The sequence below is a fragment of the Streptomyces sp. NPDC091371 genome, from assembly GCF_040684275.1.
Taxonomy (GTDB): domain Bacteria; phylum Actinomycetota; class Actinomycetes; order Streptomycetales; family Streptomycetaceae; genus Streptomyces.
Window position 1 is genome coordinate 1 of the sequence record NZ_JBFBFP010000035.1, and the last position, 15,250, is coordinate 15,250.

17 protein-coding genes are annotated in these 15,250 nt (G+C 73.0%); 3 read left to right on the forward strand and 14 right to left on the reverse strand.

Annotated elements, in window-relative coordinates:
* Nucleotides 1–230: 230 nt before the first annotated feature.
* Nucleotides 231–1,154, reverse strand: coding sequence for a polysaccharide deacetylase family protein (locus tag AB0O21_RS29010; RefSeq protein WP_365175824.1), 924 nt, complete (start codon nt 1,152–1,154; stop codon nt 231–233).
* Nucleotides 1,151–2,119 carry a polysaccharide deacetylase family protein gene (locus AB0O21_RS29015; protein ID WP_365175826.1) on the reverse strand — a complete coding sequence of 323 codons (969 nt, stop codon included), beginning with the start codon at nt 2,117–2,119 and terminating at the stop codon, nt 1,151–1,153. The genes AB0O21_RS29010 and AB0O21_RS29015 overlap by 4 nt, the downstream gene beginning before the upstream one ends.
* Before the next feature lie 157 nt (nt 2,120–2,276).
* Between AB0O21_RS29015 and AB0O21_RS29020 the strand changes: the two genes are divergently transcribed.
* Nucleotides 2,277–3,485, forward strand: coding sequence for a methyltransferase domain-containing protein (locus AB0O21_RS29020; RefSeq protein ID WP_365175828.1), 1,209 nt, complete (start codon nt 2,277–2,279; stop codon nt 3,483–3,485).
* Nucleotides 3,486–3,615: 130 nt separating this feature from the next.
* Nucleotides 3,616–4,020, forward strand: a complete 405-nt coding sequence (locus tag AB0O21_RS29025) for a VOC family protein (RefSeq protein ID WP_365175830.1) — start codon at nt 3,616–3,618, stop codon at nt 4,018–4,020.
* Here AB0O21_RS29025 and AB0O21_RS29030 read toward each other — a convergent pair.
* From AB0O21_RS29030 to tsaB, 5 genes are read right to left on the reverse strand one after another with little or no spacing between them, the layout of a single operon-like run.
* A complete protein-coding gene (locus AB0O21_RS29030) occupies nt 4,017–4,634 on the reverse strand; it encodes a hypothetical protein (protein WP_365175832.1) in 618 nt (205 codons plus the stop codon). The genes AB0O21_RS29025 and AB0O21_RS29030 overlap by 4 nt on opposite strands.
* Before the next feature lie 32 nt (nt 4,635–4,666).
* Nucleotides 4,667–4,936 (reverse strand): hypothetical protein, encoded by a 270-nt coding sequence (locus AB0O21_RS29035; RefSeq protein WP_365175834.1) that lies wholly within the window; start codon nt 4,934–4,936, stop codon nt 4,667–4,669.
* On the reverse strand, nt 4,933–6,090 hold the full coding sequence (gene tsaD, locus AB0O21_RS29040) for a tRNA (adenosine(37)-N6)-threonylcarbamoyltransferase complex transferase subunit TsaD (RefSeq protein ID WP_365175836.1): 1,158 nt from the start codon (nt 6,088–6,090) through the stop codon (nt 4,933–4,935). The genes AB0O21_RS29035 and tsaD overlap by 4 nt, the downstream gene beginning before the upstream one ends.
* Nucleotides 6,083–6,583, reverse strand: coding sequence for a ribosomal protein S18-alanine N-acetyltransferase (gene rimI / locus AB0O21_RS29045; RefSeq protein WP_365175889.1), 501 nt, complete (start codon nt 6,581–6,583; stop codon nt 6,083–6,085). The genes tsaD and rimI overlap by 8 nt, the downstream gene beginning before the upstream one ends.
* Nucleotides 6,584–6,612: 29 nt before the next feature.
* Nucleotides 6,613–7,275, reverse strand: a complete 663-nt coding sequence (gene tsaB, locus AB0O21_RS29050; RefSeq protein ID WP_365175838.1) for a tRNA (adenosine(37)-N6)-threonylcarbamoyltransferase complex dimerization subunit type 1 TsaB — start codon at nt 7,273–7,275, stop codon at nt 6,613–6,615.
* A 128-nt stretch (nt 7,276–7,403) separates the two neighbouring features.
* Here tsaB and AB0O21_RS29055 point away from each other — a divergent pair, with 128 nt between their 5' ends.
* Nucleotides 7,404–7,961 carry a hypothetical protein gene (locus AB0O21_RS29055; protein WP_365175840.1) on the forward strand — a complete coding sequence of 186 codons (558 nt, stop codon included), beginning with the start codon at nt 7,404–7,406 and terminating at the stop codon, nt 7,959–7,961.
* 49 nt (nt 7,962–8,010) lie between these two features.
* Here the strand turns inward: AB0O21_RS29055 and AB0O21_RS29060 are convergent, their stop codons facing one another.
* From AB0O21_RS29060 to glmS, 7 genes are all read right to left on the reverse strand, one after another.
* Nucleotides 8,011–8,208, reverse strand: a complete 198-nt coding sequence (locus tag AB0O21_RS29060) for a hypothetical protein (protein WP_365175842.1) — start codon at nt 8,206–8,208, stop codon at nt 8,011–8,013.
* Nucleotides 8,209–8,327: 119 nt separating this feature from the next.
* On the reverse strand, nt 8,328–8,897 hold the full coding sequence (gene tsaE, locus AB0O21_RS29065) for a tRNA (adenosine(37)-N6)-threonylcarbamoyltransferase complex ATPase subunit type 1 TsaE (protein ID WP_365175844.1): 570 nt from the start codon (nt 8,895–8,897) through the stop codon (nt 8,328–8,330).
* Entirely contained in the window at nt 8,854–10,032 is a 1,179-nt protein-coding gene (locus tag AB0O21_RS29070; protein WP_365175845.1) for an alpha/beta hydrolase, read from the reverse strand. Before AB0O21_RS29070 ends, tsaE begins: the two co-directional genes overlap by 44 nt.
* 19 nt (nt 10,033–10,051) lie before the next feature.
* Nucleotides 10,052–11,188 carry an alanine racemase gene (alr, locus tag AB0O21_RS29075; RefSeq protein WP_365175846.1) on the reverse strand — a complete coding sequence of 379 codons (1,137 nt, stop codon included), beginning with the start codon at nt 11,186–11,188 and terminating at the stop codon, nt 10,052–10,054.
* Nucleotides 11,189–11,512: 324 nt separating this feature from the next.
* The gene (locus AB0O21_RS29080) at nt 11,513–12,901 is read right to left on the reverse strand and encodes an NAD(P)H-hydrate dehydratase (protein WP_365175847.1); all 1,389 of its coding nucleotides are present in this window, start codon (nt 12,899–12,901) and stop codon (nt 11,513–11,515) included.
* A 3-nt stretch (nt 12,902–12,904) separates the two neighbouring features.
* Nucleotides 12,905–13,273: a holo-ACP synthase gene (locus tag AB0O21_RS29085; RefSeq protein ID WP_365175848.1), complete on the reverse strand. Its 369-nt coding sequence runs from the start codon at nt 13,271–13,273 to the stop codon at nt 12,905–12,907.
* 22 nt (nt 13,274–13,295) lie between these two features.
* Complete coding sequence (gene glmS / locus AB0O21_RS29090; protein ID WP_365175849.1) at nt 13,296–15,143, reverse strand: glutamine--fructose-6-phosphate transaminase (isomerizing); 1,848 nt, start codon at nt 15,141–15,143, stop codon at nt 13,296–13,298.
* Between the last annotated feature and the right edge of the window lie 107 nt (nt 15,144–15,250).

Here is a 15,250-nt window from a genome sequence, read left to right on the forward strand (position 1 = left end):
AGCCGACGATTCAGACCAAAGACAGCCAAGGGACGTCAGTCAAGGGACGGGTCAGACCCCCGAACGGTGCCACCACCATCCTCACTGTCAAGGGTCGCCGAAGGCGATCGCGCAGCGACGCGAACGAAGTGAGCGCCCTTTACAGGCCGGCCCGACACGGAAGGACCATGGGACTGACGGGAAACCCCCCGCGCCCTCTCTGATTCCGCCCAGCCCGGACCCCGCCGCCCCTAGAGGTAGTCCTCCAGCCGCCCTATCCGGTAGCCCTGTTCCTGGATGCGTTGGAGCATGCGGGTCGTCATCTGGGTTTCCGTCGAGCCCTTGAGTTCGGACGGGCCGCGGAAGTGGGCCAGGATGATGTCGCCCGGTTTGAGGGTGGAGCCCTCGGCGTACTGGAAGTTGTTGATCTGCATCGAGACCCGCCACAGCAGCAGGGACGAGACTCCGCACTCCGAGGCGGCCCGGAGGGTGTCGTCGTTGTAGTTGCCGAAGGGCGGGCGGAAGAGCGGCGGGCGCTGGCCGAAGCGCTTCTCCAGGCGGTCCTGCTGTCCGCATATCTCGCGCTTCTGCGCGTCGTAGGAGAGGGTCCGCAGGTTCGGGTGGGTCAGGGTGTGGTTGTTTATCGTGCTGGCGGAGCCGTTGTCGCGGAGCTTCTCGAAGTGGCCGTAGTCCGACGAGGCCACGCTGTCCGTCAGGAACATGCTGATCGGCAGCTTGAGCTCGGCCGCCATCTTCAGGAACTCGGGGTCCTTCTCCGCGCCGTCGTCGAAGGTCAGGAAGACGACCTTGTCGTCCGCCGCGACGGGTATTCGGTCTATCACCGGGACCTTGCCCGGGGCCGCCTTCGGGATCTGCGGCTTCTGGGCGGGCTTCGGCGCGTACTGGACGGGGGCCGTCAGGCCCCACTTCCGGTACGCCTCGTCCGATGCCGTACCCGGGGACGACGAGCCCGCCGAGGGGGCGGCCGAGCCGTCGCTGGAGCCGGCGATGCCCTTCGACTGCTTCGGCTCCTTCGACCCCTGCGCCGGCGTCTCCTCCGCCGTCTTGCGGCCCAGTCTCTCGATGGGGTCCACGCTGTCCCCGCACCCCGTCAGGGACAGCGCGAGCGCGCCGGCCACGAGCGTTCCGGCTACGAACCGGCGCGCGTGCTTCACAAGTAGTCCTCCAGGCGGGCCACGGCGTACCCCTTGTCCGTGACGGTCTTCATGACATGACGGATCATGTCAGGCATCGTGCCCTTCCAGTCCTCCTTGCCCCGGAAGTGCGTGAGGATGATGTCACCGGGGTGCAGGTCGCGGTCCCACTCCCGGTAGTCCATCCGGTTCGTGAACCCCTCGGCGTTCCACAGCGGTACCGCCTTGATGCCGCAGGACTTGGCCGCCTTCAGGGTGTCCTGGTTGTAGTTGCCGTACGGCGGCCGGAAGAGGGTCGGGCGCTTGCCGAACTCCTTCTGGATCGTGTCCTGCTGGCCGCAGATCTCCTGGCGCTGCATCTCGTACGACAGGCCCGGCATGTAGCGGTGGTTGAGCGTGTGGTTGTTGATGGTGACGCCCGCCGCCTGCATCTGCTTGAAGTACGGGTAGTTGTCCTTCACGACGTAGTCGCTGAGGAACGCCGTGTACGGGATCTTCAGCTCCTGCATCATCTTCAGGAACTCGGGGTCCTTCTCGGCGCCGTCGTCGATGGTCAGGAAGACGACCTTGTCCTCCGTCGGGATGGTGGTGAAGACCGGCGGGTACTCCTCCTGGTCCTCGACCTCGAAGCCGTCGCGGGTGGTGATCTCGGGCTTCTGCTTCGGCGCCGCCGGGGCGGTGAGCGGCGGCTTCGCCAGGCCCCACTTCTTCGCCGCGGCGATGCGCGCCTGCTGGGCCGCCTTCAGCCGTTCCGCGTACGTGCCGAGGGCGCCGGCCGCGCCGCCCGCCGCCTCGGCACCCTTGGCGGCCTTGGCCTTCTCCGCCCTGTCCGCCTTGTCCGCCTCGCCGGAGTCGGTGGATCCGCATGCCGTCCCGAGGGCGGCGACGAGCAGGGCGGCCAGGACCACCCCGAACCGGCCGCGCGGGACCGCCGCGTGCCGGTGACCGTGTTGCGTCTTATCTTCCTTTTGTCCGACTAGCTGCATAGCTGCGCATACTGGCACCCGACACGCGGCTTCCCCGGAAGACACCGCGAAGGGCCGCCCACCTTCCTTCGAGTGGCCCACACCGGCCTCCCGCGAAGAGGAAGCCGACGCAGGAAGCCGACGCAGGAAGCCCACGGCGGAAGCCGACAATGGAGGCGTGACTCCCGAAGACTTCGCCGCCCTCCTCACCCCGGAGGGCCGCGCCCTCCTCGACTCGCTCCACGACTACGACCCCGCCCAGGAGCTGGCCGTGGCCACCCGGCTGCGCCGCGACCACCCCGCCGGGCTGGTCTCCGCCGCGCTCGGGCAGGCCCGGCTGCGGCAGCGCGCGGTGGCGAAGTTCGGCGCCGAGGACGCCTTCCGGATGTACTTCACCCCCGGCGGCGGCGAGATGGCCACCCGCGCCTCCGTGGCCTCGTACCGCGCCCGGCGGCTCGCGGACCTCGGCGTACGCAGCGTCGCCGACCTGTGCTGCGGCATCGGCGGCGACGCGCTCGCCCTGGCGCGGCTCGGGATCCGGGTGCTCGCGGTCGACCGGGACCCGCTGACCTGCGCCGTCGCCCGGGCCAACGCCGAGGCGCTGGGGCTGGCGGACCTGATCGAGGTCCGGGAGGCGGACGTGACGGAGGTCGGCACCGCCGACTACGACGCCGTGTTCATCGACCCCGCCCGGCGCGGGGGGCGCGGGCGGGTCTTCGACCCGGAGTCCTACTCGCCGCCGCTGTCCTGGGCCGTCGCCACCGCCCGTACGGCCAAGTGCGCCGCCATCAAGATCGCCCCCGGGATCCCGCACGAGTCCGTGCCCGAGGAGGCCGAGGCCGAGTGGATCTCCGACCAGGGCGACGTGAAGGAGGCCGTCCTCTGGTTCGGGACCGCGCCCGGCACGGTGCGCGCCACGCTGCTGCCGGGGCCGCGCGAGCTGCACACCGCCGATCCGCTGCCGGATCCGGAGGCGGGTCCGGTGGGCCGCTGGCTCTACGAGCCCGACGGGGCCGTCATCCGGGCCCACCTCGTCGCGGAGGTCGCGGAGCAGCTGGGCGGCCGGCTCATCGACCCGACCATCGCCTACGTCACGGCGGACGAGCTGCGCGCGACGCCGTACGCGACCGCGTACGAGATCACGGACGTGCTGCCCTTCGGCCTGAAGAAGCTGAAGGCACTGCTGCGCGAGCGCGGGGTGGGCGTGCTGACCGTGAAGAAGCGCGGCTCGGCGATCGAGCCGGAGGAGCTGCGCAAGAAGGTCAAGCCGCAGGGGCCGAACTCGGCGACGGTGTTCCTGACCCGGGTGGCCGGCGCCCCCTCGATGCTGATCGGCGCCCCGGCCGTGCCGCCTGCCGTACCGCCTGCGGCGAAGCCCGTACGGTGACCGGCCGGCCGGCGGCCGTGCGCTCCGGGGCGCTGCCCCGCCGTGCGCCGCCGGGCCGGTGTCAGACCTGTCCCCTAGCCTCGGTGACGCAGGACCCCCACGTCGTACCACCACCGGAAGGCAGGCGCCCATGGCCTCGGCACCCCAGAAGATCACCACGTTTCTGATGTTCGAGGGCAGGGCCGAAGAGGCGATGGACTTCTACATGTCGCTGTTCGAGGACGCCGAGGTCGTCGACATCAGCCGCTACGACGCCGCGGGCCCGGGCAAGGAGGGCACGGTGAAGGTGGCGACGTTCGCGCTCGCTGGACAGCGGATCATGTGCAGCGACAGCTTCGTCAAGCACGCCTTCGGCTTCACCCCGTCGATGTCGCTCTTCGTGGAGTGCGCGGACGCGGCCGAGCTCGACCGCCTCTACGGGGCCCTCGCCGAGCAGGGCGCGGAGTTGATGCCGGTGGGTTCGTACGGCTTCAGCACCCGCTTCGGCTGGGTGAACGACCGCTTCGGCGTCTCCTGGCAGCTGAACCTGGCCTAGAGCGGGCTCCGCAGCGCGCGGACCGCCCAGCGGTAGTGGGCGACCGCCTTGGCGAGGCCCAGGAGGCCCGTGATCCACAGGATCTGGCCGATGCCCATGAGGGACGCGACCTCGCCGTACGCCGCGCCCGCCGGGCGTTCCGCGGCCGCGGCGGCGAAGGCCACCCACAGCCCGAACGCGCCCAGCGCGAACGAGGCCAGCAGCCAGGTCAGGCTCAGCCCGGGCGCCCGGAGCCGGGCGTCGGCGGCCGGGTCCCGGTCCGACTCCACCCAGGCGTGCAGCAGTTGGCGCACCTGCCGGTCCCGCCGGGCGCCGCGCGCGAACCAGAACCCGGCCGGGATCAGCACGCCCGCGCCGAGCACGGCGAGGATGAGGCCGTAGGCGTACGAGAAGGGGTCGTGCTCCTCGAAGGCCACCCAGGCCATGCCGACGAAGGACCAGCCGAGTACGAAGACGGCCGCGACGGCCCACAGGAGCAGCAGCTGCCCGATCCCCAGGCTGCGCCGGCTCAGCTCGGTCAGGAACCGCGCGCGGTCGGCCCGTACGACGGCCTCGTCGAGCCAGGCGCGCAGGTGCGCGGGCGGCGGCAGGGGCGGCAGGTCACGGCGAGGCATGCACATGACGATAGCCGCACTCCCCTGCTCCCCTACGGCGTGGTCTCCACCGACTCGAAGCGCCAGCGGTGCACCGCCCGCGTAATCAAGTCCGCCGCCGGCTCCGGCAGTTCGGGGAGCTCGGCCGCCACGCCCTCGGGGGTCTCCCACCAGGTGATGACGAGCACCCGGTCCTGCGGGGCCCGGAACACCTCGCGGCGCACCGGTTCCCGGGCGAGGACCTGGGCACGGGCCCACTCCAGCAGCTCGTTGCCCCGGCCGTCGGCGGCCCGGGCCTCCCACATCAGCGCGACGGTGCTCACGAGTACAGGTTGTCCTTGCTCAGCTCATGCACGTGATCGTGGTCGTGGGAGTGGCCGTGGGAGTGGCCGTGGCCGTGTGAGTGCCCCTGCGCGTGCCCGGCCGCGTCCCCGCTGCCCGGCACGTGCGGGTCGGTCACCGGCAGCGAGGAGTCCGCCGACAGGTCCCAGTCGGAGGCCGCGCGGTTCCGCTTGACCATCTCCGCGCCCAGCGCCGCGACCATCGCGCCGTTGTCCGTGCACAGCTTCGGCCGCGGCACCCGCAGGATGATCCCCGCGTCGTCGCAGCGCTCCTGTGCGAGCGAGCGGAGCCGGGAGTTGGCGGCGACGCCGCCGCCGATCATCAGGTGGTCGACGCCCTCGTCCTTGCACGCCCGGATCGCCTTGCGCGTCAGCACGTCCACCACGGCCTCCTGGAAGGACGCCGCGACATCGCGCACCGGGACCTCCTCGCCCGCGTTCCGCTTCGCCTCGATCCAGCGGGCGACGGCCGTCTTCAGACCGGAGAAGGAGAAGTCGTACGCCGCGTCGCGCGGCCCCGTCAGCCCGCGCGGGAAGTTGATCGCCTTCGGGTCGCCTTCGCGCGCGAGCCGGTCGATGACCGGGCCGCCGGGGAAGCCCAGCTGCAGCACGCGCGCGATCTTGTCGAAGGCCTCGCCCGCCGCGTCGTCGATGGTCGCGCCGAGCGGCCGTACGTCGGAGGTGATGTCGGGGGCGAGCAGCAGCGAGGAGTGCCCGCCGGAGACCAGCAGGGCCATGGTCGGCTCCGGCAGCGGCCCGTGCTCCAGCTGGTCGACGCAGATGTGGGAGGCGAGGTGGTTCACCCCGTACAGCGGCTTGCCCAGCGCGTACGCGTACGCCTTGGCCGCCGAGACGCCCACCAGCAGCGCCCCCGCGAGGCCCGGCCCGGCCGTGACCGCGATGCCGTCGAGGTCGCGGGCGCTGACGCCGGCCTCCTTCAGGGCGCGCTCGATGGTGGGGACCATCGCCTCCAGGTGGGCGCGGGAAGCCACCTCGGGCACGACGCCGCCGAAGCGCGCGTGCTCGTCGACGCTCGACGCGATCGCGTCCGCGAGCAGGGTGGTGCCGCGGACGACGCCGACGCCGGTCTCGTCGCAGGAGGTCTCGATGCCGAGGACGAGCGGTTCGTCAGCCATTGCTCTCACTGCTCTCAGTGTGTTCAGTGCGTTCGGTTCGTGCTTGTGCGGGGTCGGTCAGTCGCATGACGAGCGCGTCGACGTTGCCGGGCTGGTAGTAGCCGCGCCGGAAGCCGATGGGCTCGAAGCCGAAGCGCTCGTAGAGCTTCTGGGCGCGGGTGTTGTCGACCCGCACCTCCAGCAGCACCTCGGCGCACTCGAAGGCGGTGGCGGCGCGCAGCAGCTCGGTGAGGAGCCGGGCGCCGAGGCCGGTGCCCCACTGGTCGCGGGCGACGGCGATGGTCTGTACGTCGGCCAGGTCACCGCTGGCGGCCAGTCCGGCGTATCCCACGAGCCCGCCGGTCGCGGGGTCTTCCGCGACGACGTAGCGGCGTGTGGACTGCGGGCCGCGGGCGTGGGCGAGCTCGGACCAGAACATCCCGGCGGACCAGGCGTCGTCGGGGAACAGCTCGTGCTCCAGTTCCAGCACGGGCCCGATGTCCCACCAGCGCATCTCGCGCACGGTGTGCGGGGTCGCCGGGGTCACTGCGGGGTGACCACCTTGTAGTTCTTCGGCACCTGGGCGTCGGGCCGGCGCAGGTAGAGCGGGGTCGGAGGGAGGAACTCCGCTCCCGCCGCGAGTCGTTCCACGGCCACCGCGGCCAGCGCGGCGGCCGACTGGTGCTCGGGCTGCCGCGCGTCGGTGAAGACGTCCGGGTACAGCAGCGCGCCCTGGCCCACCGCGGGCATCCCGGCGACCTGCTCGGCGATGTCGGCCGGGCGGTCCACCGCGGGCTCTCCGACGCGCGTGCGCGGGTCCTCGTAGCGCGCCCAGTAGACCTCCTTGCGCCGCGCGTCGGTGGCGACGGTGAAGGGGCCCTCGATGCCGGCGGCCCCGGCCGCGTGGGCGAGGCCGTCGAGGGTGCACAGGCCGTGCACGGGCACGCCCAGGACGGCCGCGAAGGTGGAGGCGGTGACAAGGCCGACGCGCAGGCCGGTGTAGGGGCCCGGGCCCACGCCGACGACGATCCCGGTGACGGCTTCGAGCTTCACCCCTGCCTCGGCGAGCACCTTGTCCACGGCGGGCAGCAGCAGCTCCCCGTGGCGGCGGGCGTCGACCTGGTTCGACTCGGCGAGGACGGACTCGCCGTCGTGCAGGGCGACGGTGACGGCGGGCGTGGCGGTATCTACAGCGAGCAAGAGCACGCGAACAGCCTACGACTCCTGGGGGTAGGGGGTGTCCTGAGCCCTTGCGCCCGGTCGAACGGCGGCCCGGCTGCTACCTTTCGACGCAGGTGTCGGTCGGGCCGGTCAGGCCGGAGAGGTGGAGCAAGGTGGCACGCAGCAGCTCGGGAATCGTGGCCGGGCTCACCGCAGCGGCGATCGCCGCCGTCGGTTTCCTCGGCTACCAGGCTTCCGCGACGGCGCCCGCGCATCCCCCGAAGGCGGCCGCGCAGGAACCTTCCCCCGCCCCGAGCCAGTCCGCCGCGAAGCAGGACCCGGCGAAGCCGGTGCCGGTGCCCGAGGGTTCCGGGACGGGTACGCGCGTGGTGTATTCGGTCGCCCAGAAGCGGGTGTGGCTGGTGGGAGCGGCGGGGCAGGAGCCGAAGTCGTTCCAGGTGATGCCGAGTACGGTGCACCCGAAGGCGGGCAGCTACACGGTCGGCTCGCGCTCGGGCTCGGTCACCGGTTCGGACGGGGTGCCGATCGAGCACGTCGTCCGGTTCGCCAGCACCGAGGGCGTGGCGGTCGGCTTCAGTGCCCGCGTCGACGGCGCGACGCCGGAGCCCGACCCGAACAAGAAGACCGGCGGCATCCGCATGGCGCGGGCCGACGGCGACGCGATGTGGGCCTTCGCGACGATCGGCTCGAAGGTGGTCGTCGTCCCGTAGGACAGGCCCTGACCGGGCCCGGGTGCGGATTCACCCGTACGTGTGCGCCTCAGGCCGCTTCGGACTCCGGAGCGGCCTGTTCGCGTACGTCGCCCGCGGGCGTCCCCGGCTCGCACGCGCCGGCCGGTGCGTCCGCACGCGCGGGCGGCGTCGAGACGGCGGTGGCGGCCACTCCCGCGGCGAGCAGCGCGCCCATGGACACGGCGGACGGGCGGGGATCGCGCGGTGCTCCTGCTGGTGCCGACATGGCTGCTGCCTCCTGGGCCCGGAAACGCCGAACTTAGGCATACCTAAGAAACTCTCGGTACCATGTCATCACGAGCGCCGCCAAGAGCGCAATATCTTGCCGACGGGTTGTCGGTACGTTTACTCCGAGAGGGCCCCGGCGAGTGCCCCGACCCCGGCCCCGGCGGTCCAGCGCGCCCCGATGCCGCGCACGGAGACCTCCCGTACGTCGTCCAGCACCTCCTCGTGGCCGACCGCGCGCGCGATCACCACGTGCAGCCGGTCGTCGGAGAGCTCCTCGACCTTGCCGTCGCCCCACTCCACGACGACCACGGACTCGGGCAGCGAGACGTCGAGGTCCAGGTCCTCCATCTCCTCCAGCCCGCCGCCCAGCCGGTACGCGTCCACGTGCACCAGCGCCGGTCCGCCGGTCAGGGAGGGGTGTACGCGGGCGATCACGAAGGTCGGCGAGGTCACGGCCCCGCGCACGCCCAGGCCCTCGCCGAGCCCGCGCGTCAGGGTGGTCTTGCCCGCGCCCAGCTCGCCGGTCAGCAGGACGAGGTCGCCCGGGCGCAGCAGCCCCGCGATCCTGCGGCCCAACTCCTGCATGGCGTCGGGCGAGTCGACGGTGATCCGGGTCTCGGCGGCGGGCTCGGCGCCCCCGGCCTCAGCTGCCTGGCTGCGCTGTGCTTCCAGCGGTACTTCTTCCATGTCCGCCAACGTTAGCCGCTGCCGGGGCGGGGACCGCTCCGGTGCGTGCCAGCAGCTCCATGAGCAGCCGGGTCACGGTCTCCGGGCGTTCCAGCATCATCAGGTGCCCGGTGGACTCCAGCACCACCAGCTCGGCGCCGGGCAGCGCCTCCTTGATGGCCGTGCTGTGCGCGGCCGGGGTGATCATGTCCTTGTCCCCGGCGATGACGGTGACGGGGACGTCCGCGAACCGCTGGAGCGCGGCGGTCTTGTCGTGCGTCTGGAAGGCCGGGTAGAACTCGGCGACCACGTCGATCGGGGTGGCCTCGATCAGCCGCTCCGCGAAGCGCGCGACGCCCGGGTCCACGTCCTTGGAGCCGAACGAGTACATCTTGATCATGCCGGCGAAGAGGTCGGCGGTGGCCCGGCGGCCCTTCTCCACCAGCTCCACCTGCGAGCCGAGCGCCTTGAGGACCCCGGGCAGCAGACGGCGTACGGCGCCCACGCCGACGGAGGGGAGCCCGTACGTCACCTCGTCGAGCCGGCCGCTGGAGGTGCCGACCAGGGCCACGCCGACCACCCGCTCCCGCACGAGCTCGGGGAACTGCTCGGCGAGTCCCATGATGGTCATTCCGCCCATCGAGTGACCCACCAGGATCAGCGGGCCCTCGGGCGCGGTCGCGTCGATGACGGCCTTCAGGTCCCGGCCGAGCTGCTCTATGGTCAGCGGCTCCCCGTCCGCCTGGGCGAGGCCGCGCGCGCTGCGGCCGTGGCTGCGCTGATCCCAGTAGACGGCGCGGACCACTCCGCGCAGGGCGGCGCGCTGGAAGTGCCAGGAGTCCTGGGAGAGGCAGTAGCCGTGGCAGAACACGACGGTCGCCGCGGGCGCGGGCTTGCGGCGCAGCCGCGACCGCTTGGGCCCCTCGGGGAGCTCGTCGACCTCGTAGTGCAGCTCGGTGGCGTCCTCGGCCCGGCAGATGCCCTCCGTCCCGCGCAGGGACCCGTAGTCCCCGGCGGCGTCGAGCGCGAGGCGCGCCTTCATGCGCATGCCCCGCCCGACGGTGATCCGTTCGACCGCGACACCGGCCGCCGCGCCCGCGGCGATCACGCCGATGGCGGCGCCGGCCCAGCCGGCCTTGCGCCAGTTCTCGCTCACGCCGCCGCCCTCACTCCGCTCAGCCGCCGAGGTACACCCGGGGCACCCGGACACCGATACGGGTGACGATCTCATACGCGATCGTGTGCGCGGCCTGGGCCCAGTCCTCGGCGGTGGGTTCACCGCGCTCCGCGTCGCCGAAGATGACCGCTTCGTCGCCGACCCGGGCGTGGTCTCCGTCCAAGTCGACCACGAACTGGTCCATGGCGACGCGCCCGGCGACGTGGCGGATCTTGCCACCGACGAGCACCGGGCCGGCCCCGGAGCCGTGCCGCGGGACGCCGTCGGCGTAGCCGGCCGGGATCAGGGCGAGGGTGGTCTCGTTGTCGGTGACGTAGTGGTGGCCGTAACTCACGCCGTGCCCGGCGGGGACGGCCTTGACCAGCGCGACCGTGGCCTTGAGGGTCATCGCGGGGCGCAGTCCGAGCTGGGCGGAGGTGCCGAGTTCGGGGGCCGGCGAGACGCCGTAGACGGCCAGGCCGGGGCGCACCAGGTCGAAGTGGGACTCGGGGAGGGTCAGCGTCGCGGGTGAGTTCGCCATGTGCCGGACCTCGGGTTCGACGCCCTCCTTCTCGGCGTACGCGAGCATGTCGCGGAACGCGGCGAGCTGGAGCTGGATCGAGGGGTGGCCGGGCTCGTCGGCGCAGGCGAAGTGCGACCAGACGCCGGTGACGCGGACGGTGCCCTCGGCCTGGGCGGCGACGGCCGCGGTGACGAGCTCCTCCCAGTCGGCGGGCTGGCAGCCGTTGCGGCCGAGGCCGGTGTCGGCCTTGAGCTGGATGCGGGCGGTCCGGCCCGCCGCGCGGGCGGCCCCGCGTACCTCTTCCAGCGCCCACATCCCGCTGACGGAGACGTCGACATCGGCCTCGATGGCCTCCCGCCAGGGCCCGCCGGGGGTCCACAGCCAGCACAGGATCCGGCCCTCGATACCCGCGGCGCGCAGCGCGAGCGCCTCGTCGGGCGTGGCGGTCCCGAGCCAGCCGGCGCCGGCCTCCTGGGCGGCCTTTGCGCAGGCGAGGGCGCCGTGCCCGTAGGCATCCGCCTTGACCACGGCCATCAACCCGGACCGGGGCGCCCGCTCGCGCAGTGCGCGCACGTTCGCCCGTACGGCATCAAGATCGATCTCGGCGTACACGCGCATCGGTGTCTCGTTCATCGCCCCCAGTCTCTCAGAACCGGTTCGGGGCCCGGGTGCCGCCGCCCTGCGCGGCGCGGGGCCGCCGCTGCGCGGAGCAGTCCCCTACCCGCCCTTCCACCGTTCCCTGGGGCTCCGCCCCAGACCCCGCGCCTCAAACGCCGGCGAGGCTGAATGTTCCAGCCCCGCCGAGCGAGAATCCAGCCCCTCCGGCGTTTGAGGAGCGGGGTACGGGGCGGAGCCCCGGATCTTTGACCCGCACCGGACCGGCGGCACCGGGCACAACCAGCCCCCGCCGGCGTTTGAGGCGCGGGGGCCGGGGCGGTGCCCCGCGGCCCCGCGGGGTCAGCGGCGGGCGTTCCGCCAGGCCTCCGGCAGGGACTCGGCGACCTCCTGGGCCAGCAGCGGGCCGCCCCGCAGACGGGCCGCCAGGCCGTGGAGGTACGCCGCCGCCGAGCCGGCGTCCACCGCCGACAGGCCCCCCGCCAGGAGGGACCCGGCCAGTCCGGACAGCACGTCCCCGCTCCCCGCGGTGGCCAGCCACGGCGTCCCGGTCGGGTTCACCCGCACGGCCGCACCGCCGGAGGCGACCAGCGTCGTCGAGCCCTTCAGCAGCACCGCCGCCCCGTACCGCCCGGCCAGGTCCCGCGCCGCGGCCAGCCGCCCCGCCTCCACCGACTCCCGCGGGACCCCCAGCAGCGCCGCCGCCTCCCCCGCGTGCGGGGTCAGCAGGGTCGCGGCCGTCCGCGCCCGCAGCACCCCCGCGTCCAGCCCGCGCAGCCCGTCCGCGTCGACCAGTACGGGGACGGGCTCCGCCAGGGCCTCGGCCACCTCCCCGCCGCGCCCCTCCCCCAGCCCCGGACCGACCACCCACGCCTGCACCCGGCCCCGCCCGATCAGCGTCTCCGGGAAGCGGGCCAGCACGGCGTCCGCCGCCGGCCCCACGTACCGCACCGCGCCCGCGCCGCCGCGCAGCGCTCCGGCCACGGCCAGCACCGCCGCGCCCGGGTACTGTGCGGACCCGGCGACGATCCCGACCACGCCCCGCCGGTACTTGTCGCTCGACGCCGTCGGCTCCGGCAGCAGCTCCGCCACGTCCGCGTGCTGCAGGGCCTCCACCGCGGGCGGCGACGGCAGTTCCAGCCCGATGTCCACCAGCCGCACCGCGCCCGCCCGCGCGGCCCCGGGGTCGATGAGCAGGCCGGGCTTGTACGCCCCGAAGGTCACCGTGACGTCGGCCGTGACGGCCGCGCCCGCCACCTCCCCGGAGTCCGCGTCCACCCCGCTGGGCAGGTCCACGGCCACCACCACCGCGCCCGCCGGGATCCGCTCGACCAGCGCGGCCGCCGCCGGCCGCAGCCCGCCCCGCCCGCCGATGCCGACCAGCCCGTCCAGGACGAGGTCGGCCCGGGCGGGGACGGACTGCGCGACCCGACCGCCGGCGGCCAGCAGCGCCGCCAGCCCGCCCGCGTGCATCCGCGCCGGATCCATCGGCACCGCCGTCACCCCGGCACCGCGCCGCGCCAGCCGCGCGCCCGCGTACAGCGCGTCGCCGCCGTTGTCCCCGGGCCCGACCAGCAGCACCACCCGCGCCCCGTAGACCCGCCGCAGCAGCCCCGCGCAGACGGCGGCCAGCCCCGCCGCCGCCCGCTGCATCAGGGCGCCTTCGGGCAGCCGGGCCATCAACTCCCGCTCGGCGCCCCGTACGGTCTCCACGCTGTAAGCAGTTCGCATGGACTAACCCTCGGCGATCACCACTGCGGAGGCGACCCCGGCGTCGTGGCTCAGCGAGATGTGCCAGGACTTCACGCCCAGCGCCGCCGCCCGCGCCGCCACCGTCCCCGACACCCGCAGCCGGGGCTGCCCGCTGTCCTCCACGTAGACCTCGGCGTCGGTCCACAGCAGCCCGGCGGGCGCGCCCAGCGCCTTGGCCAGGGCCTCCTTCGCGGCGAACCGCGCGGCGAGCGAGGCGACTCCGCGCCGCTCGCCGCTCGGCAGCGTCAACTCGGCGTCGACGAACAGGCGCTGCGCCATGTTCGGCGTCCGCTCCAGCGCCGCCTCGAACCGCTCGATCTCCGCCACGTCGATCCCGACGCCGATAATCACAAGAACAGCCCCACTTGCTCGCTCACTCCACGGTTACGGACTTCGCGAGGTTACGCGGCTGGTCCACCTCGTTCCCCCGCGCGGTCGCCAGCTCGCACGCGAAGACCTGCAACGGCACCGTCGCCACCAGCGGCTGGAGCAGCGTCGGCGTCGCCGGGATCCGGATCAGGTGGTCGGCGTACGGGACGACCGCCTCGTCGCCCTCCTCCGCGATCACGATCGTCCGCGCCCCGCGCGCCCGGATCTCCTGGATGTTCGACACGATCTTGTCGTGGAGGACGGAGCGGCCGCGCGGCGACGGGACGACGACCACCACCGGCAGGTCCTGCTCGATCAGCGCGATCGGCCCGTGCTTGAGCTCGCCCGCCGCGAAGCCCTCGGCGTGCATGTACGCCAGCTCCTTGAGCTTGAGCGCACCCTCCAGCGCCACCGGGTACCCGACGTGCCGCCCCAGGAACAGCACGGTGTTCTTGTCGGCGAGGGAGCGCGCGAGCCGGCGTACCGGCTCCATGGTCTCCAGGACGGTGTCCACGGCCGCGGCAATGTCCGACAGCTCCCGGATCACGGCCTCGATCTCGTCGCCCCACTTGGTGCCCCGGACCTGCCCGAGGTACAGCGCGACCAGGTAACAGGCCACCAGCTGCGTCAGGAACGCCTTGGTCGAGGCGACGGCCACCTCCGGACCGGCGTGCGTGTACAGCACGGCGTCCGATTCGCGCGGGATCGTCGACCCGTTCGTATTGCAGATGGCCAGCACCTTGGCGCCCTGCTCGCGCGCGTGCCGCAGCGCCATCAGGGTGTCCATGGTCTCGCCGGACTGCGAGATCGCGACCACCAGCGTCCGCTGGTCCAGGATCGGATCGCGGTAGCGGAACTCGCTCGCCAGCTCCGTCTCGCACGGGATGCGGGTCCAGTGCTCGATGGCCAGCTTCGCGATCATGCCCGCGTGGTACGCCGTACCGCACGCCACGATCACGACCTTGTCGACCTCCCGGAGCACCGAGGTGGGGATGCGCACCTCGTCCAGGGTCAGCGAACCGCTCGCGTCGATCCTGCCCAGGAGGGTGTCGGCGACGGCCTTCGGCTGCTCGGCGATCTCCTTGAGCATGAAGTAGTCGTATCCCCCCTTCTCGGCCGCCGAGGCGTCCCAGTCCACGTGGTACGCCCGCACGGCCGCGGCCGAACCGTCGAAGTTGGTCACCGTGACCCCGTCGCGGCGGAGCTCGACGACCTGGTCCTGCCCCAGCTCGATCGCGGACCGGGTGTGGGCGATGAACGCGGCCACGTCCGAGGCGAGGAAGTTCTCCCCTTCTCCAACGCCCACCACCAGGGGGGAGTTCCGGCGCGCGCCGACCACCACGTCCGGCACGTCCGCGTGCACCGCGACCAGCGTGAAGGCGCCCTCCAACTCCCGGCACACCTGCCGCATGGCCTCCGCGAGGTTCCCGGCGGCCGAGAACCGCTCGGCCAGCAGGTGCGCCACGACCTCGGTGTCCGTCTCGGACTCCAGCCGGTGCCCGCGCTCGGCCAGTTCGGCGCGGAGCGCGGCGAAGTTCTCGATGATGCCGTTGTGCACGACGGCCACGCGCCCCGAATTGTCGAGGTGCGGGTGGGCGTTGGCGTCGGTGGGCCCGCCATGGGTCGCCCACCGGGTGTGCCCGAGTCCCGTGGATCCGGCCGGCAGCGGGTGCCCGACCAGCTCCTTCTCCAGATTGACGAGTTTCCCGGCCTTCTTGACGGACGCCAGCCCCCCGTCGGCGAGCACGGCGACCCCGGCCGAGTCGTAGCCGCGGTACTCCAGCCGCTTGAGTCCGGCGATGACCACATCGAGCGCCGACTGCGCTCCCACGTAACCCACAATTCCGCACATAGGCCGCAGCGTACGCCGTGTCCGGCCGTCTGCCGCGTACCCGAACAAGACGAAAACCCCGCCCCGGCGAATGCGCCGGAGCGGGGTTGGCGACTCGTCGAGCGGGG